Origin of the sequence: Pseudomonas corrugata, from assembly GCF_001269905.1 — a bacterium.
Taxonomy (GTDB): Bacteria; Pseudomonadota; Gammaproteobacteria; order Pseudomonadales; family Pseudomonadaceae; genus Aquipseudomonas; species Aquipseudomonas corrugata.
Window position 1 is genome coordinate 122020 of record NZ_LHVK01000007.1, and the last position, 18429, is coordinate 140448.

The 18429-nt window shown below is 57.9% G+C and carries 14 protein-coding genes; 8 read left to right on the forward strand and 6 right to left on the reverse strand.

Annotation, left to right across the window (positions count from 1 at the left end):
• Positions 1-76: 76 nt before the first annotated feature.
• Positions 77-856, forward strand: a complete 780-nt coding sequence (locus AD665_RS10260; protein ID WP_024777770.1) for a lysophospholipid acyltransferase family protein — start codon at positions 77-79, stop codon at positions 854-856.
• Positions 857-1011: 155 nt separating this feature from the next.
• Here AD665_RS10260 and AD665_RS10265 read toward each other — a convergent pair whose 3' ends face one another.
• The gene (locus AD665_RS10265) at positions 1012-2550 is read right to left on the reverse strand and encodes a PAS domain-containing sensor histidine kinase (protein WP_053191982.1); all 1539 of its coding nucleotides are present in this window, start codon (positions 2548-2550) and stop codon (positions 1012-1014) included.
• Between the two features lie 213 nt (positions 2551-2763).
• Here AD665_RS10265 and AD665_RS10270 point away from each other — a divergent pair, with 213 nt between their 5' ends.
• Positions 2764-3498 carry a response regulator transcription factor gene (locus AD665_RS10270; protein WP_024777772.1) on the forward strand — a complete coding sequence of 245 codons (735 nt, stop codon included), beginning with the start codon at positions 2764-2766 and terminating at the stop codon, positions 3496-3498.
• A 112-nt stretch (positions 3499-3610) separates the two neighbouring features.
• On the opposite strand, the gene gabP is transcribed toward AD665_RS10270, so the two are convergent.
• The 5 genes from gabP to dnaA form a co-directional block, all read right to left on the reverse strand.
• The gene (gene gabP / locus AD665_RS10275) at positions 3611-5005 is read right to left on the reverse strand and encodes a GABA permease (RefSeq protein ID WP_053191984.1); all 1395 of its coding nucleotides are present in this window, start codon (positions 5003-5005) and stop codon (positions 3611-3613) included.
• Positions 5006-5306: 301 nt separating this feature from the next.
• A complete protein-coding gene (gene gyrB, locus AD665_RS10280) occupies positions 5307-7724 on the reverse strand; it encodes a DNA topoisomerase (ATP-hydrolyzing) subunit B (protein ID WP_024777774.1) in 2418 nt (805 codons plus the stop codon).
• 5 nt (positions 7725-7729) lie between these two features.
• The gene (recF, locus tag AD665_RS10285) at positions 7730-8833 is read right to left on the reverse strand and encodes a DNA replication/repair protein RecF (protein WP_024777775.1); all 1104 of its coding nucleotides are present in this window, start codon (positions 8831-8833) and stop codon (positions 7730-7732) included.
• Between the two features lie 12 nt (positions 8834-8845).
• Complete coding sequence (gene dnaN, locus AD665_RS10290) at positions 8846-9949, reverse strand: DNA polymerase III subunit beta (protein ID WP_024777776.1); 1104 nt, start codon at positions 9947-9949, stop codon at positions 8846-8848.
• A gap of 39 nt (positions 9950-9988) precedes the next feature.
• Complete coding sequence (gene dnaA / locus AD665_RS10295; RefSeq protein WP_024777777.1) at positions 9989-11509, reverse strand: chromosomal replication initiator protein DnaA; 1521 nt, start codon at positions 11507-11509, stop codon at positions 9989-9991.
• A 564-nt stretch (positions 11510-12073) separates the two neighbouring features.
• Here dnaA and rpmH point away from each other — a divergent pair.
• The 6 genes from rpmH (at position 12074) to mnmG (ending at position 18429) form a co-directional block, all read left to right on the forward strand.
• Positions 12074-12208 carry a 50S ribosomal protein L34 gene (rpmH, locus tag AD665_RS26820; RefSeq protein ID WP_003213577.1) on the forward strand — a complete coding sequence of 45 codons (135 nt, stop codon included), beginning with the start codon at positions 12074-12076 and terminating at the stop codon, positions 12206-12208.
• A gap of 16 nt (positions 12209-12224) precedes the next feature.
• Positions 12225-12626, forward strand: a complete 402-nt coding sequence (gene rnpA / locus AD665_RS10300; protein WP_024777778.1) for a ribonuclease P protein component — start codon at positions 12225-12227, stop codon at positions 12624-12626.
• Entirely contained in the window at positions 12619-12864 is a 246-nt protein-coding gene (yidD, locus tag AD665_RS26825) for a membrane protein insertion efficiency factor YidD (RefSeq protein ID WP_010465488.1), read from the forward strand. Before rnpA ends, yidD begins: the two co-directional genes overlap by 8 nt.
• A gap of 2 nt (positions 12865-12866) precedes the next feature.
• Positions 12867-14549 (forward strand): membrane protein insertase YidC, encoded by a 1683-nt coding sequence (gene yidC, locus AD665_RS10305; RefSeq protein WP_024777779.1) that lies wholly within the window; start codon positions 12867-12869, stop codon positions 14547-14549.
• Positions 14550-14628: 79 nt separating this feature from the next.
• The gene (gene mnmE, locus AD665_RS10310) at positions 14629-15999 is read left to right on the forward strand and encodes a tRNA uridine-5-carboxymethylaminomethyl(34) synthesis GTPase MnmE (protein WP_053191986.1); all 1371 of its coding nucleotides are present in this window, start codon (positions 14629-14631) and stop codon (positions 15997-15999) included.
• A gap of 537 nt (positions 16000-16536) precedes the next feature.
• Complete coding sequence (mnmG, locus tag AD665_RS10315; RefSeq protein WP_053191988.1) at positions 16537-18429, forward strand: tRNA uridine-5-carboxymethylaminomethyl(34) synthesis enzyme MnmG; 1893 nt, start codon at positions 16537-16539, stop codon at positions 18427-18429.

The following is an 18429-nucleotide window of genomic DNA, read 5'->3' on the forward strand; positions in this document are numbered from 1 at the left end:
CCCAAGACATCCTGATCAAGGATTGTTCGGGAAGCGCTTGAACAGGCGGGCATTGCCCGCAACGGTAAATGCCGCTATGTCGATATTGCAGGCCATCAGATCTTTTCTCTTTTACCTGCTGTTGGGCACCAGCTCCTTGCTGTGGTGCTCCCTGAGTTTTTTTGTCGCGCCGTTCATGCCGTTCAAGGCGCGTTACCGCTTCATCAACGTGTACTGGTGCCGTTGCGCACTGTGGTTGAGCAAAGTGTTCCTGGGCATTCGCTATGAAGTGAAGGGCGCCGAGAACGTGCCCGACCGCCCCTGTGTGATCCAGTCCAACCATCAAAGCACCTGGGAAACCTTTTTCCTGTCGGCCTATTTCGAGCCGTTGAGCCAGGTGCTCAAGCGTGAACTGTTGTTTGTGCCGTTCTTCGGCTGGGCCATGGCGATGCTGCGGCCGATCGCCATCGATCGCGACAACCCCAAAGCTGCACTCAAGCAAGTGGCGCAGAAGGGCGACGAACTGCTCAAGGACAACGTCTGGGTGTTGATCTTCCCTGAGGGCACCCGTGTTCCCTATGGCACGGTCGGCAAGTTTTCCCGCAGCGGTTCTGCATTGGCTGTGAATGCTGATCTGCCTGTATTGCCGATTGCACACAATGCCGGAAAATTCTGGCCCAAGGCCGGCTGGATCAGGAAACCTGGCGTCATCACCGTGGTGATCGGTGAGCCGATGTATGCCCAAGGCAGCGGGCCTCGCGCCATTGCCGAGCTCAACGACCGGGTCCAGGCCTGGAACGAACAGACCCAACGTGACATGGGCTCGCTTCCCCCGGCCCCCACATCGCCAGCAGCTACAGATCAGCTCGCTGTCTGATATCTGTGGATAAGCTGTGTACCGTTTGTTCTTAAACTGCAGATTTTATCTTCTAACCGTTTGTTTTTAATGCATATTTCTTAAAAACATAAAACCGAGCAACAGGTGCATAAGTTTTTCTTAGCACTTATACGGTTCGCTGCCAGGAACCATTTTCATAGAACGCCGTGATCTTTCGATTCCTCCCCCAGCAAGGGGAACCGCAAACTGAATGTCGTGCCTTCACCGACCACGCTGTGACATTTAATGTGGCCGCCATGACGGTCGACCACGGCTTTGACCATCGACAATCCCAAACCAATCCCGTCCACACCATGGGCTGACGAGAACCGCCGGTACTGGCTGAACAGGGCCGGCAGATCCTCGGCATCAATGCCTTTACCCTGATCGCTGACCTCGCAGACCAACCAGCCCTCCGCGCAACGAACCGTCAGTGAAATGCAGCTGTCAGGCAAGCTGTACTTGACGGCGTTTTCCAGCAGATTGAACAGCGCACGGGTCAGCAGAGACTGATCCGCCGTCACCATCGCTTCGTCATCATCCACGGCATGAGTCAACCGGATACGCTTGGCCTGGGCGATGGGCAAAGCCTGGTCCACCACATCCAGGATCAACATGGCGAACAGGGTCGGCTGGAACTGGTACGCCTCGGATTCCGCCTTGGCCAGTTGCACGAAACCTTCCGTCAGGCCCAAGGCTCGACGGACCTGGCGCTCGATCTGGTCAAACAGCAGATCATTCCCACCGGCCTGATGCCGCTGCACATCGAGCAATGCCAGAATCGCCGAGTGAGGCGCACGCAAGTCGTGGGAGAGAAAACGCAGCATCACGCTGCGCTGCTCTTCGGCTTCTCGCTCCGCGCTCAGGTCGATAAGGCTGAGCAACCAGCCAATGGGCGTATCGCCGTCAACCGTCATGAGCGGCGCCCGCTCCAGGCGCAGGCTGCGTTCGCGAGTGTCGCGAAACTCCACCAAGGGCAATGTGGATAACCGGTGATGGGGTTCGCGCTCCAGCGCTGGATACCCCAGCTGCACAAGCTGTTCCAGCACATCGCAGCCCGCCAGGACATGGCCGAAAAGATCCCGGGCCTTGCGGTTCCCGAGCAGTATCCTGCCTTGCGGATCGCTGATCATGGTCGCGACAGGCAAGTATTCCAGTCCATCAGCAATGAATCGGCGGGTGTCGCGGGTTCTACCCATCGCTTGTTCGAGGGCCATGATCTGGCCCTGCAGGCGGTCACTGCCGGTGTAAGGGGTACGTCGGCGCTCCGGAAACACTTTCGGCTCCGCGTCCAGGCGCGCCAGCTCCCAGCCGAAATAGGCTAGCACCACGCTCAGGCGTCGCCAATTCCAGATCAGGTAACCAAACAGCATTCCCAATACACTCGCCAGCGGTGACCACCACCAACCCTCTAACGCCAGCACAGCACTGATCGACAATGCCGCCGTCATGCCACCCACCATTGTCCACAGGGCCAAGTGAGGGCGCAGCAGTAAAAGTCCCAGCACGCAGGCTACCAGGCACACTGATAATACGACGCTCGATCCATGGCGAGACGATTGGACACTGAGCGACAACAGCGCCGTCACCGGTAACAGCAGCAGACTTATCCACAACCACTCACGCACCAGTTGTCGAAACAATCGCTGGGCCTGGGTAGGTTCACGGCTTTCACTGCGACGCGGATGACTCATAGATACCCTGACCGAACACGAGAGAGGATTGGCTTCATGGTTGATGCGAAGCCCAAGACTATAGCGGACTCGATGGCTGGCGTGCTGCTGCCTTTCCCTCTACGCCGTGAGCCGGTATTGTCGCAGCCTGCGACAGGGGATCGGCACCGGATCTGACAGATTGCGCGCTCCCCTGATGATGTCCGTTACCCTAGAGATCAAGGAATCGCGCCCATGCGTGTCGCCATACTGGATGACGAACCGGCAGAATTGCGCCGGGTGGAACAGACACTGCAACAGATCCCCGGCAGGGGAGAGCAGACCTGGACCCTGCACAGTTTCGAACGCGGCGAGGACTTGTTGCGTCAACTGCGTCGGGAGACCTTCGACCTGCTGATCCTCGATTGGCAAGTGCCCGATATCAGCGGCCTGTCACTGTTGCGCTGGACTCGAGAGCACATGGACTCGCCACCGGCCGCCATCATGCTCACCAGCCGGGACGGTGAACACGACATCGTTCAGGCTCTCAACACCGGGGCTGACGATTACGTGAGCAAACCCTTCAGGCCCAACGAGCTAAAGGCCAGGGTCACTGCGGTGTTGCGTCGCCATAACCTGCAACGTGCTCCGGCCAGCGAGATGCTGGTGTTCAACGACCTGGCCTTCGACGACGCCGAGCTGACCGTCACCCGCGCCGGTATCCCCATCAGCCTGACCGAGCGGGAATACCGCCTGGCCCGTTGCCTGTTCGCCAACCTGGGTCGTCCATTGTCCCGGGAATATTTCTACGAACGATTCTGGACCCACGAAGAAATGACTTCATCCCGTCCACTCGACACCCATATCTATCGCCTGCGCAACAAGCTGGGCCTGACGGCGGACCGAGGTTGGCAGTTGTTGACGATTTATGGGTATGGGTATCGGTTGGAGAGTGTGACGGCGGGAAGCGAAACATCGGTGGCGAGCTAGGTTGATCGTTCCCACGCTCTGCGTGGGAACGATCAACCTAGCTCTGCGTTCGGCTCTTTGAGACGCAGAGCGTCTCTGGCTGCATTCCCACGCTGAGCGTGGGAACGATCAATCAGCCGCGCGCCTGTACCAGGCTTCCTGTTTTTGCAATCCGGCGGCGCTGCACCAGCAATCCGGAGACCACTACCAGCAGGCTCAACAGCCCGGTCGCCAGGATCTCCACGCGGTGGGCCTCCTGGAACAGCATGATGGTCAGGGCCGCGACGATGAAAATGATCACCGCGTAGGTCAAGCCTGGGAACAACCACATGCTGAAGGCGATTTTTTCCCCACGGGCCATGCGCTGCTTGCGCATGCGCAGTTGCGAGAACGCGATCACCAGATACACCAGCAGTGCGATGGCGCCGGAGCTGGCCAACAGGAACTCGAACACCGCCGCCGGGGCCACGTAGTTGGCAAACACCGCCAGGAACGCCGCAGCGGTCGAAAGCATCACCGCCCAGTAAGGCGTGCCGCTCTTGTTGGTGCGCTGGGAAACGGCCGGCGCATCTCCACGCTTGCCCAACGAAAACATCATGCGCGACGCCGTGTAGAGTGCCGAGTTCAGGCAGCTGGTCACCGCAACCAACACCACGATATCGACGATCAACTTGGCATTGGGGATGCCCATGCGTTCCAGCACAGTCTGGTAGGAACCCACGCTGGCGAGCAGCGGGTCATTCCATGGCACCAGGGATACGACCATGAAAATCGACACGAGGTAGAACAAGCCGATCCGCCAGATCACCGAGTTGGTGGCCTTGGAAATCTGCTGACCCGGGTTCTTCGATTCAGCCGCCGCGATGGTCACGATCTCGGTACCCATGAACGAAAACATGGTGGTCAGGATCGCCCCCAACACCGCACCCATGCCGTTTGGCAGGAAGCCTTGGGTGTCGAACAAGTGTGAAACACCGCTGACTTGGCTGGTGGGCAAAAGACCGAAGATCGCCAACGTGCCGAGGCCAATAAAGCCAATGATTGCTATGACCTTGACCAAGGCGAACCAGAATTCGAATTCCCCGTAGTTCTTCACGCTGAACAGGTTGGTGATCGTCAGCAGTAATGTGATGACCAGCGTGAAAGCCCAGATCGCCACGTTCGGAAACCAGGCATGCAGGATGGTCGCGGCGGCGTTGGCCTCCAGTGGAATTACCAGCACCCAGAACCACCAGTAGAGCCAACCGATAGTGAAACCGGCCCAATGACCAATAGCACGATCAGCGTAAGTCGAGAACGAACCGGTGTCCGGCGAAGCCACTGCCATTTCACCCAGCATCCGCATCACCAACACCACCAGTGCACCGGCAGCGGCATAGGCCAACAGAACAGCCGGGCCGGCCGCAGCGATAGCGTGGCCGGAGCCTACGAAAAGCCCGGCACCAATCACGCCGGCGATGGAGAGCATCGTCACATGCCGGGGTTTGAGCCCTTGCTCCAGATTGTTGGAAGTTTGCGTACCACTCATTGAGACTACCCTTGGTCTTGAATTTATTCGTACCGCCTCGTACCACCGTGTCTTTTGTAAATTTAAAGAAACGAGGTGTTGTTTATTTAACACGCAAGTTTTACGCCAGAAAAGCTGAGGTCCCGTGGTGTCGGGGGTCTGGGCCGATATGCAAGGGATTGAGAATGAAAGGTTTGTTCCTAAGTGTTACTGCGTTACCCGATCATCGAGCACCCAGTGCTGACAGGGAACATCTTCTTCAAGCGTAAAAAAAAACCAACGCATGAGCGTTGGCTTTTTTGGAGCAGGCGTTGCCGAAGGATCAGAAATCCAGATTAGACACCGCCAGCGCATTGCTCTCGATGAAGTCACGACGAGGCTCGACCGCATCACCCATCAGGGTGTTGAAGATCTGGTCCGCGCCAATGGCGTCTTCGATGGTCACTTTCAGCATCCGGCGCGAGCCCGGGTCCATGGTGGTTTCCCACAACTGATCCGGGTTCATCTCACCCAACCCTTTGTATCGCTGGATGGTGTGGCGCTTGGTGCTTTCAGCCATCAGCCATTCAAGGGCTTCCTTGAACTCGGTGACGGCTTTCTTGCGCTCGCCACGCTGGATGTAGGCGCCTTCGTCCAGCAGCGTGCTCAGTTGCGCGCCGAGGGATACAACAGTCTTGTAGTCGTTGCTGCTGAAGAAGTCGCGGTTGAAGGTGACGTAGTTCGACAGACCGTGGGAGATCAGTTCGACCTCCGGCAGCCAGACGTTACGCTCGCGGTCTTCACGCAGGCTGGCTTTGTAGACCAGGCCGGACTTCTCGACGGTGCGCAGGCGGACTTCGTACTGGGCCAGCCAATCCTGCATCGCTGCGTGATCGGACAGTTGCTCCATGCTGACGGCCGGCAGGTAGATGAAGTGCTCAGTCAGTTCCTGTGGGTACAGGCGGGACAGGCGCTTGAGGGTTTTCATCACCAGGCGGAAGTCGTTGACCAGGCGCTCGAGAGCCTCACCGGAAATGCCCGGGGCGTCTTCGTTCAGGTGCAGGCTCGCATCCTCCAGGGCCGACTGCGTCATGTACTCTTCCATGGCGTCGTCGTCCTTGATGTATTGCTCCTGCTTGCCTTTCTTGACCTTGTACAGCGGCGGCTGGGCGATATAGATGTAGCCGCGCTCGATCAGCTCCGGCAACTGACGGAAGAAGAACGTCAGCAGCAGGGTACGGATGTGCGAACCGTCGACGTCGGCGTCGGTCATGATGATGATGTTGTGATAGCGCAGTTTGTCGATGTTGTACTCTTCGCGGCCGATGCCACAGCCCAGCGCGGTGATGAGCGTACCGACTTCCTGGGAAGAGATCATCTTGTCGAAGCGCGCCTTCTCGACGTTCAGGATCTTGCCCTTGAGGGGCAGGATGGCCTGGGTCCGGCGGTTGCGTCCCTGCTTGGCGGAACCGCCAGCAGAGTCACCTTCCACGAGGTACAGTTCGGACAGGGCAGGGTCCTTTTCCTGGCAGTCAGCCAGTTTGCCCGGCAGGCCGGCGATGTCCAACGCACCTTTGCGGCGGGTCATCTCACGGGCCTTGCGCGCCGCTTCACGGGCACGCGCGGCGTCGATCATCTTGCCGACCACCAGCTTGGCTTCGTTCGGGTTCTCCAACAGGAAGTCGGAGAAATACTTGCCCATTTCCTGCTCGACCGCGGTCTTCACTTCGGAAGACACCAGCTTGTCCTTGGTCTGGGAGCTGAACTTCGGATCCGGCACTTTCACCGAAATGATCGCCGTCAGGCCTTCGCGGGCATCGTCACCGGTGGTGGCGACTTTGTGCTTCTTCGCCAGGCCTTCCTGTTCGATGTAGTTGTTCAGGTTACGCGTCAACGCCGAACGGAAACCTACCAGGTGGGTGCCGCCGTCGCGCTGAGGGATGTTGTTGGTAAAGCACAACAGGTTCTCGTTGAAGCTGTCATTCCACTGCAGGGCGATTTCCACGCCGATGCCGTCTTCACGCTGGATGTTGAAGTGGAACACCTGGTTGACCGCGGTCTTGTTGGTGTTCAGGTATTCAACGAATGCACGCAGGCCACCTTCGTACTTGAACAGCTCTTCCTTGCCGCTGCGCTCGTCCTTGAGGACGATGCCGACACCGGAGTTGAGGAAGGACAGCTCACGGATCCGCTTGGCCAGGATGTCCCAGCTGAAGTGGATGTTCTTGAAGGTTTCGCTGGAAGCCTTGAAGTGGATCTGGGTACCAGTGGTTTCGCTGTCGCCAACAATAGCCATTGGCGCCTGAGGCACACCATGGACGTAGGTCTGTTCCCAGATCTTGCCACTGCGGCGCACGGTGAGCACCAGCTCCTCGGACAGCGCGTTCACAACAGAAACACCTACGCCGTGCAGCCCGCCGGAAACCTTGTAGGAGTTGTCATCGAACTTACCGCCGGCGTGCAGCACGGTCATGATGACCTCGGCCGCGGAAACGCCTTCTTCCTTATGCACGTCGACCGGGATGCCTCGACCGTTGTCACGAACGGTGATGGATTCATCCGGGTGAATGATGATGCTGATGTCGTCGCAATGGCCGGCGAGGGCTTCGTCGATGGAATTGTCGACCACCTCGAACACCATGTGGTGCAGACCGCTGCCATCGTCGGTGTCACCAATGTACATACCGGGACGTTTGCGTACGGCATCCAGGCCTTTCAGCACTTTAATGCTCGTTGAGTCGTACGTATTTTCTTCGCTCAATGCCTTCACTCCCGATGGTCGTGGGTCTGGGTGATACGGCCCTGTTCCACGTGGAACAGAGCGACTGGCGTTTCCGTCTGCCAGCCTTCCCTCAATAATTCGTGATCTACACAGGTGATAAAAACCTGGCAGCGTAAGTCTTCCAGCAAACGGCACAGCGCCCGACGGTGGGCCTCGTCCAGCTCGGACGGCAGGTCATCCACCAGATAAATACACTGACCGCGACGGGCCTGGCTGACCAGGTGCCCCTGGGCGATACGCAAGGCACACACCACCAACTTCTGCTGCCCCCGGGACAAAATGTCCGCGGCGTTATGGGCGCCCAATCTGAGGCGCAAGTCAGCGCGTTGAGGTCCAGCCTGGGTATGGCCCATCTGCTGGTCCCGTTGCAGCGAGCCAGCCAGTACGGTGCTCAGTTCCCGGTCCTTGTCCCAGCCTCGGTAATAGCTGAGCGTCAGGCCCTCGAGCTCAACCAGCTCGCTCAAGGTCTGCTCGAAAACCGGTTTCAAGGCTTTGATGTAAGCGCGGCGGTATTCATCGATTTCAGCGCTGGCCTGGCACAGTTCCCTGTCCCAAACCGCTTGCGAAACGGCGTCAAGTGTACCATGCCGCAGCCAAGAGTTTCTCTGGCGCAGCGCCTTCTGCAAGCGCTGCCAGGTCGCCATGAAACGCGGCTCCACGTGAAATACGCCCCAGTCCAGGAATTGCCGGCGAATCTTCGGTGCGCCTTCCAGCAGACGGAAACTGTCCGGGTTGATCAATTGCAACGGCAGGATCTGCGCCAGTTGCGCGGCGCTCCGGGCGTTCTGGCCGTCGATGCGAATCTGGAACTCGCCTTGCCGGTCCCGGGAAATGCCCAACGCGCTATGCCCCCCTTCCGCCAGCTCTACCTGCCCGAACACCGTACAGGCCAATTGATCGTACTGGATGACCGGCAACAGCCGGGTACTGCGAAACGAGCGGGCAAGCCCCAGCAGGTGTACGGCTTCCAGGACGCTGGTTTTGCCGCTGCCGTTGGCGCCGTAAAGAATATTGATTCGGGGGGAAGGGGAGAAGGTCACCGGGTGCAGATTGCGCACCGCGGTGACCGAGACGCGACTTAAGGACATCTAGGCTGATTATTACAGACGCATCGGCATGACAACGTAAGCCGAATCGTCGTTATCGGATTCCTGCACCAAGGCACTGCTGTTGGAGTCCGACAGGATCAAGCGTACTTGCTCGGTGGTCATCACGCCCAGCACGTCGAGCAGGTAGCTGACGTTGAAGCCGATCTCCAGGGAGCCGCCGTTGTAATCAACACCCACTTCTTCTTCCGCTTCTTCCTGTTCAGGGTTGTTCGCCTGAATCTTCAACTGCCCGCTGGCCAGTTGCAGACGGATACCGCGGTACTTCTCGTTGGACAGAATCGCGGTACGGCTGAAGGCCTCGCGCAGCGCCTGGCGGTCGCCCACTACCAGTTTGTCACCACCTTTAGGCAGCACACGTTCGTAATCGGGGAACTTGCCGTCTACCAGCTTCGAGGTGAAGGTGAATTCCCCGGTGGTGGCGCGGATGTGATGCTGACCCAATACGATGCTGACATTGCCGTCCGGCTCGGTCAGAAGGCGAGCCAATTCCAGGATACCTTTACGAGGCACGATCACCTGATGGCGATCCGGCTGCCCGATATCGGCCTGCATCGAGCACATCGCCAGGCGATGACCGTCGGTAGCAACGGCGCGGATTACACCGGCGGACACTTCCAGCAGCATGCCATTGAGGTAGTAACGCACGTCTTGCTGGGCCATGGCGAAGCTGGTGCGTTCGATCAAGCGGCGCAGCCTGCTCTGCTCAAGGCTGCAGGTCAGCGAGCCCGGGCCTTCTTCCACGGTCGGGAAGTCGTTGGCGGGCAGTGTCGACAGGGTGAAACGGCTGCGCCCGGCCTTGACCACGAGCTTCTGATCATCGACCTTGATGTCGATCAGCGCATCGTTGGGCAGGCTCTTGCAGATGTCCATCAGCTTGCGCGCCGGTACCGTGATGGAACCCGGATCGGCCGGCTCTTCAAGTTGCACACGACCAACCAGCTCGACTTCCAGGTCGGTACCGGTCAGCGAGAGTTGCTGGCCGTCGACAACCAGCAGCACGTTGGAAAGTACCGGCAAGGTCTGGCGGCGTTCGACGACGCCTGCGACCAGTTGCAGGGGTTTCAACAGGGCTTCGCGTTGAATGGTGAAATGCATGGTCTAGTCCCTTGCCTTAATAAGCTGCGCTGGTGGTCATCAAGTGGTCAGTGTACGCAGCAGGTTCTTGTAGTCCTCGCGGATGTCCGCGTCGGATTCCTTAAGTTCGTTGATCTTGCGGCAGGCGTGCAACACGGTGGTGTGGTCGCGTCCACCGAACACATCGCCGATTTCCGGCAGGCTGTGGTTGGTCAGCTCCTTGGACAAGGCCATGGCCACCTGGCGCGGCCGAGCCACCGAACGCGAACGGCGCTTGGAGAGCAGATCGGATATTTTGATTTTGTAGTATTCAGCAACGGTTCGCTGAATGTTATCCACAGAAACAAGCTTGTCCTGAAGCGCCAGGAGGTCTTTCAAAGACTCACGAATGAGCTCGATGGTGATATCGCGGCCCATGAAGTGGGAATGCGCGATCACCCTCTTGAGGGCACCTTCAAGCTCGCGCACGTTCGAGCGAATCCGCTGAGCGATAAAGAACGCGGCATCGTGAGGCAGCTCGACCTTGGCCTGATCGGCCTTTTTCATCAGGATCGCTACCCGGGTTTCCAGCTCCGGCGGCTCGACGGCTACCGTCAGGCCCCAGCCGAAACGCGACTTCAGACGTTCCTCCAGGCCTTCGATTTCCTTCGGATAACGGTCACTGGTGAGAATGACCTGCTGCCCGCCTTCAAGCAACGCGTTGAAGGTGTGGAAAAACTCTTCCTGGGAACGTTCCTTGCGGGCAAAGAACTGAATGTCATCGATCAGCAGCGCGTCCACCGAACGATAGAAGCGCTTGAATTCATTGATGGCGTTCAGTTGCAGCGCCTTGACCATATCGGCCACGAAACGCTCGGAATGCAGGTACACAACCTTGGCGTTCGGGTTCTTCTTTAATAGGTGATTGCCCACAGCATGCATCAAGTGGGTCTTACCCAGACCCACACCGCCATACAGAAACAGCGGGTTGTAGCCATGCTTGGGGTTGTCCGCCACCTGCCAGGCTGCTGCCCGGGCCAGTTGGTTGGACTTGCCTTCGACAAAGTTTTCAAAGGTAAAGGTGCGGTTCAGATAGCTGGTGTGCTTGAGCGCACCTTCGACCTGCACGGTGCGTTGTTCGGCGCGTACCGGTGCCTGTTGAGTGCTGGCGCCCGCCATCGGGTCGAAGCTGTCCCGAGAGGGCTCTTCACTGGCCTCGGACACCTTCTGTGGGTTTCTTTTGCTCGGCGCTGGAGACGAGGCCGGGGCGACCGGGTTTGCCGGCGCTACAGCGGCCTGGGCCTGAGAGGCCGCGGCAGCCAGCGGCGCATTCGGGGCCGCGCGTGGGGCCGAGCTGCGCTTGCTGCCTATCAATAGGGATAACGCAGGCCCCATGCCATTGCCATGCTCGTCGAGCAGCTCCATGACCCGACCCAGGTACTTTTCGTTGACCCAGTCGAGAACGAAACGGTTCGGTGCGTAGACGCGCAACTCGTCGCCTTCGGCTTCGACCTGTAGCGGACGGATCCAAGTGTTGAATTGTTGGGCAGGCAGCTCATCGCGCAAAAGCTCCACGCACTGCTGCCAAAGTTCCACTGACACGGACATCCCCTAAGTTGAAAGCCGGTGAGGCAAAAACAAGCGGCCATTGTAGCGAGCAGACGTTCACTTATCCACACGCAGGTTCATCCTCCGCCACGATTTATCAATGCGTTAACCCACAAAAAGACGACAGGCGGTCAGTGGATAAGCTCTGTGGATAACCCCGCCTGAGGCCATTGTACAAGTCGGGGGGAAACTCGGTGGATAAGCCTCCTGTGGATAACCAACCTTTCCACACACAGCTTATCCGAGGCCGCAGCACAGGCTGGACACTGCTTTCCCCTGTAGTTGTCATTCTCTGTACAGGCCGTTCTACAAGGGCTTGTGCTGGTTATCCACAGGCAGGAGGCCGCATAGCTTTTATAAGATTCACAGAAAAGCTTTAAATAATTCCCTTCTCTATTTCTATATCTGGCGCTGCGTGATCAACAACCGGACGCCTGAATATCTATTTAAAGGAAACGTTGGTTGGAAATTGACCTATGGACTTGCTTTCTCTAGAATCCCCGGTCTCTTAAAACGGGGGCCATTCCGGCCCGTTGTGGACGAACCAGGTAACACGACATGAAACGTACTTTCCAACCAAGCACTATCAAACGCGCTCGTACCCACGGTTTCCGTGCTCGCATGGCTACCAAGAACGGTCGTGCCGTCCTGTCGCGTCGTCGCGCCAAAGGTCGTGCGCGTCTGGCAGTTTGATAATCCGGCACTGGAGGTGAGTCAGGACTTCAGTCGGGAAAAGCGTCTGCTTACACCCCGGCATTTCAAGGCAGTCTTTGACTCCCCTACCGGCAAGGTTCCGGGGAAAAATCTCCTGCTCCTTGCGCGCAGCAACGACCTCGATCACCCCCGCCTAGGGCTGGTTATCGGGAAAAAGAGCGTCAAGCTCTCCGTGCAGCGCAACCGCCTCAAACGTCTGATGCGCGAATCGTTCCGACTGAACCAGGATTCACTGGCTGGATGGGACATCGTTATCGTCGCGCGCAAAGGTTTGGGGGACGTAGAAAACCCTGAACTGATTCAGCATTTCGGCAAGCTCTGGAAACGTCTGGCCCGCAACAAGCCAGCATCACCAGTCAACACCGAAACTGCAGGGGTGGACAGTCCCGATGCGTAAACTGGCACTCGTTCCGATCCAGTTTTACCGCTACGCCATTAGTCCCCTGATGGCCAGTCACTGTCGTTTCTACCCCAGCTGCTCCTGCTACGCGTATGAAGCCATAGAAAATCATGGCCTTCTGCGCGGTGGCTGGCTGACCTTTCGTCGTTTAGGTCGCTGTCATCCGTGGAATCCCGGTGGTTATGACCCGGTTCCGCCTATCCCTACCTCCCGTTCTTCTTCGATGGCCGAGTAATCATGGATATCAAACGCACGATCCTGATCGTCGCCCTGGCAATCGTGTCTTATGTCATGGTTCTTAAATGGAACCAGGACTATGGCCAGGCTGCCTTGCCGACTCAGAATGTTGCAGCCAGCAATACCGCACCGAGCCTGCCGGACACTGCTTCCGGCAACAACGCTGCCAGCAGTGATGACATTCCGCGCGCGGCAAGCAATAGCAGTGCTCCTGCCGAAGCCCCTGTGGCTGCAAGCAAGGATCTGATCCAGATCAAGACCGACGTGCTCCAACTGGCAATCGATCCACAGGGTGGTGACGTCGCCCAGCTGACGCTGCCGCTTTATCCACGTCGCCAGGATCATCCGGAAATTCCGTTCCAGCTGTTCGATAACGGTAACGAGCGGACTTATCTGGCCCAGAGCGGCCTGATCGGTGCCAATGGCCCGGATGCCAATCCGGCCGGTCGTCCGGTCTACTCTTCGGAGAAGAAAAGTTATCAACTGGCTGACGGTCAGGACCAATTGGTCGTGGACCTGAAGTTCAGCAAGGATGGCGTCAACTACATCAAGCGTTTCACGCTGAAACGTGGCTTGTATGACGTAGTCGTGTCCTACCTGATCGACAACCAGAGCGCACAGCCTTGGTCCGGTGCGATGTTCGCGCAGCTGAAACGTGATGCCAGCGCCGATCCTTCCTCCAGCACCGCCACCGGCACTGCGACTTACCTGGGTGCCGCTCTGTGGACAAGTTCCGAGCCGTACAAGAAAGTGTCCATGAAAGACATGGACAAGGCGCAGCTCAAGGAAACTGTTCAAGGTGGCTGGGTTGCCTGGTTGCAGCATTATTTTGTAACCGCCTGGATCCCGCAGAAGGGCGAAAACAACATCGTCCAGACCCGCAAGGACAGTAAAGGCAACTACATCATCGGCTATACCGGTCCTGCATTGACCGCTGCTCCGGGTGCCAAGGCTGAAACCAGCGCTACATTGTATGCCGGTCCAAAAAGCCAGGCCGTGCTGAAACAGTTGTCCCCAGGTCTGGAATTGACCGTGGACTACGGTTTCCTGTGGTTCATTGCCCAGCCGATCTTCTGGCTGCTGCAACATATCCACAGCATCGTCGGTAACTGGGGCTGGTCGATCATCTTCCTGACCATGCTGATCAAGGGCTTGTTCTTCCCATTGTCGGCCGCCAGCTACAAGTCCATGGCTCGCATGCGCGCCGTGGCACCGAAACTGGCCGCTTTGAAAGAACAACATGGCGATGACCGGCAGAAAATGTCTCAGGCCATGATGGAGCTGTACAAGAAAGAGAAGATCAACCCGCTGGGTGGTTGCTTGCCGATTCTCGTGCAGATGCCTGTGTTCCTGTCGCTGTATTGGGTTCTGCTGGAAAGCGTGGAGATGCGCCAGGCGCCATTCATGCTGTGGATTACCGACCTGTCGATCAAGGATCCGTTCTTCATCCTGCCGATCATCATGGGTGCCACCATGTTCATCCAGCAGCAGTTGAACCCGACGCCACCGGACCCAATGCAGGCGAAGGTCATGAAAATGATGCCGATCATCTTCACCTTCTTCTTCCTGTGGTTCCCGGCTGGTCTGGTGCTGTACTGGGTTGTGAACAACGTGTTGTCCATTACTCAACAGTGGTACATCACGCGTAAGATCGAGTCGGCTACGAAGAAAGCCGAGGCGTAACTTGCACTGTGGATAACCACACAAAACGCCCCCTAGTGGGGCGTTTTGCTATCTGTCATTTTTGTCTGGATACCGGTTTATGAGCACACCTCGTGAAACCATCGCCGCCGTTGCCACCGCCCAAGGTCGAGGCGGTGTTGGCATCGTTCGCGTTTCGGGACCCTTGGCCAGTGTCGCGGCCAAGGCCATCAGCGGTCGTGAGCTCAAGCCGCGGTTTGCTCACTACGGCCCATTCTTCAGCGATGACCGACAAGTGCTGGACGAAGGCCTGGCTCTATATTTCCCGGGACCAAATTCATTCACAGGTGAAGACGTGCTGGAATTGCAGGGGCACGGCGGGCCAATCGTGCTGGACATGCTGCTCAAGCGCTGTCTGGAACTCGGTTGTCGCTTGGCCCGGCCGGGTGAATTCAGCGAAAGGGCTTTCCTCAACGACAAACTCGACCTGGCCCAGGCCGAAGCGATCGCCGATCTGATCGAAGCCAGTTCGGCACAGGCTGCACGCAATGCCCTGCGTTCCTTGCAGGGTGCGTTCTCCCAGCGCGTGCATGGCCTGACCGAACAACTGATCGGCCTGCGAATCTACGTCGAGGCCGCCATCGACTTTCCCGAAGAAGAAATTGACTTCCTTGCCGATGGCCACGTGCTAAGCCAGCTCGACAAAGTGCGTGAGGAGTTATCCACAGTACTGCGGGAAGCGGGACAAGGTGCCTTGTTGCGCGACGGTATGACGGTGGTGATCGCCGGGCGACCGAATGCCGGCAAATCCAGCCTCCTCAATGCACTCGCAGGCCGTGAAGCTGCGATCGTTACGGAGATCGCCGGCACTACCCGGGACATCCTGCGTGAACATATCCACATCGATGGCATGCCCTTGCATGTTGTGGATACCGCCGGGTTGCGCGATACCGATGACCAGGTGGAAAAGATCGGCGTTGAACGGGCGCTGAAGGCCATTGGCGAGGCCGATCGCGTGTTGCTGATGGTTGATGCGACTGCACCGGAAGCGGATGATCCTTTCGCTTTGTGGCCTGAGTTCCTCGAAGTACGGCCGGACCCGGCGAAAGTCACGTTGATCCGTAACAAAGCCGACCTGACAGGCGAGGCGATAGCCCTTGAGGTCAGCGCTGACGGCCACGTGACCATCAGTCTGAGTGCAAAAGACGCTGGGCTGGGCCTGGAACTGCTGCGTGAACACCTCAAGGCTTGCATGGGCTATGAGCAAACCTCGGAAAGCAGCTTCAGCGCCCGGCGTCGTCACCTCGAAGCCTTGCGCCATGCGAGCGCCGCGCTGGAACACGGTCGCGAACAGCTTACGCTGGCGGGTGCCGGAGAATTGCTGGCCGAAGATTTGCGCCACGCCCAGCAGTTCCTGGGAGAAATTACCGGTGCCTTCAGTTCCGATGACCTGTTGGGACGGATTTTCTCCAGCTTTTGCATCGGTAAGTAAGTTTTCCTTCAAGCGGGCTGCACATTGCGTTCCTTGTGGCCCGACTTCCCTCCCTCCCTTCCCTCGATTGCCCTTTATGGCGGCTCGCCCGCGGGTGTATCTGCAATTCTGCTTGGGGTTAAGCCCTGTGGGTAACTGTCGCTGAGCTCAGTTGATAAACCCCCTTGGAAACTGGACATAATCCGCTCTGTGGATAAGCACCCACTTAATCCACAGGCTTACACCGGTTATCCAAGCCCCTCAGTGCCAGATGACCACAGGGTTCAGAATCTCTGTACACATTGAAAATAAAGGCCTGTAGCTGTTTATCCACAGAAAGGGAGGGCAGTAAGAATAAACATAAAAACAAAGGTTTTATAAATTTCTTTCTTTTTTATTTTTTTAACCGCGAGTTCTCCACAGCTGGTTAAATTTTGTGCAAAGGGTTCTTTAGGAAAGGGGAAGTCCCTATACTTGCCGACCTGGTCCAGAAAACGTTCGGGCCAGACTCATAACCTATTTCCGAATTACCTGAATTAAGCAGGCACGAGGTGCGTGGTGGATTTCCCTTCCCGTTTTGAAGTGATCGTCATCGGCGGCGGTCATGCCGGTACCGAGGCAGCACTTGCATCAGCACGCATGGGTGTAAAGACCCTGCTGTTGACGCATAACGTGGAAACCCTCGGTGCCATGAGCTGCAACCCGGCCATCGGTGGCATCGGCAAAAGTCATCTGGTCAAGGAAATCGACGCCCTCGGCGGTGCGATGGCCATGGCTACCGATAAAGGTGGTATCCAGTTTCGCGTATTGAACAGCCGCAAAGGCCCCGCCGTACGAGCCACTCGTGCCCAGGCCGACCGGGTCCTGTACAAGGCGGCTGTCCGCGAAATCCTGGAGAACCAGCCGAACCTGTGGATATTTCAACAAGCGGCCGATGACCTGATCGTCGAACAAGACCAGGTCCGCGGTGTCGCCACCCAGATGGGCCTGCGTTTCTTCGCTGATGCCGTGGTGTTGACCACCGGGACCTTTCTCGGTGGACTTATCCACATAGGAATGCAGAACTATTCCGGCGGTCGCGCGGGTGATCCGCCGTCGATTGCCCTGGCTCAGCGTCTGCGTGAGTTGCCACTGCGCGTTGGCCGCCTGAAAACCGGTACGCCACCACGGATTGACGGGCGGTCTGTGGATTTCTCGGTCATGACCGAACAACCGGGTGATACGCCGATCCCGGTGATGTCCTTCATGGGGTCGAAAGAGCAGCACCCGCAACAGGTGAGCTGCTGGATTACCCACACCAATGCCCGCACCCACGAGATCATTGCCGCCAACCTGGATCGCTCGCCGATGTATTCAGGCGTGATCGAAGGCGTCGGCCCACGTTATTGCCCGTCGATCGAAGACAAGATCCATCGCTTTGCCGACAAGGAAAGCCACCAGGTCTTCATCGAACCGGAAGGCCTGACCACCCACGAGCTTTACCCCAACGGGATCTCGACGTCCCTGCCGTTCGACGTGCAACTGCAGATCGTGCAGTCGATCCGCGGCATGGAAAACGCGCACATCGTTCGTCCGGGCTACGCCATCGAATACGACTACTTCGATCCGCGTGACCTGAAGTACAGCCTGGAAACCAAGGTCATCGGCGGCCTGTTCTTTGCCGGGCAAATCAACGGCACCACCGGCTACGAAGAAGCCGGAGCCCAGGGTTTGCTGGCCGGGACCAACGCGGCGTTGCGTGCCCAGGGCAAGGACAGCTGGTGCCCGCGTCGCGACGAAGCGTACATCGGTGTGTTGGTGGACGATCTGATCACCCTGGGCACCCAGGAACCGTATCGGATGTTTACCTCCCGCGCGGAATATCGCCTGATCCTGCGCGAAGACAACGCCGATCTGCGCCTGACCGAGAAAGGCCGCGAGCTGGGACTGGTGGATGACGTGCGTTGGGCCGCGTTCTGCAAGAAGCGCGAAGGGATCGAACTGGAAGAACAGCGGCTGAAAAGCACCTGGGTTCGTCCCGGTACCGAACAGGGAGATGCCATCGCGACGAAGTTCGGCACTCCGCTGACGCATGAATACAACCTGCTCAACCTCTTGAGCCGGCCGGAAATCGATTACGCCGGGCTGGTGGAAGTGACCGGCCAGGGCGCGGACGATCCACAGGTCGCCGAACAAGTCGAGATCAAGACCAAGTACGCCGGGTACATCGACCGCCAGCAGGATGAAATCGCTCGTCTGCGCGCTAGTGAGGACACGAAACTGCCTGTGGATATCGATTACACAGTCATTTCCGGCTTGTCGAAGGAAATCCAGAGCAAACTGGGTACGACCCGGCCGGAAACCCTGGGACAGGCGTCGCGTATCCCTGGCGTAACTCCTGCGGCGATTTCCCTGTTGATGATTCATTTGAAAAAACGCGGCGCGGGCCGTCAGTTGGAGCAAAGCGCTTGA

Coding starts and splice junctions, on each gene's coding strand:
- AD665_RS10260 (WP_024777770.1), top strand. CDS start 77: ATGTCGATATTGCAGGCCATCAGATCTTTTCTCTTTTACCTGCTGTTG.
- AD665_RS10265 (WP_053191982.1), bottom strand. CDS start 2,550: ATGAGTCATCCGCGTCGCAGTGAAAGCCGTGAACCTACCCAGGCCCAG.
- AD665_RS10270 (WP_024777772.1), top strand. CDS start 2,764: ATGCGTGTCGCCATACTGGATGACGAACCGGCAGAATTGCGCCGGGTG.
- gabP (WP_053191984.1), bottom strand. CDS start 5,005: ATGAGTGGTACGCAAACTTCCAACAATCTGGAGCAAGGGCTCAAACCC.
- recF (WP_024777775.1), bottom strand. CDS start 8,833: ATGTCCTTAAGTCGCGTCTCGGTCACCGCGGTGCGCAATCTGCACCCG.
- dnaN (WP_024777776.1), bottom strand. CDS start 9,949: ATGCATTTCACCATTCAACGCGAAGCCCTGTTGAAACCCCTGCAACTG.
- rpmH (WP_003213577.1), top strand. CDS start 12,074: ATGAAACGTACTTTCCAACCAAGCACTATCAAACGCGCTCGTACCCAC.
- yidD (WP_010465488.1), top strand. CDS start 12,619: ATGCGTAAACTGGCACTCGTTCCGATCCAGTTTTACCGCTACGCCATT.
- yidC (WP_024777779.1), top strand. CDS start 12,867: ATGGATATCAAACGCACGATCCTGATCGTCGCCCTGGCAATCGTGTCT.
- mnmE (WP_053191986.1), top strand. CDS start 14,629: ATGAGCACACCTCGTGAAACCATCGCCGCCGTTGCCACCGCCCAAGGT.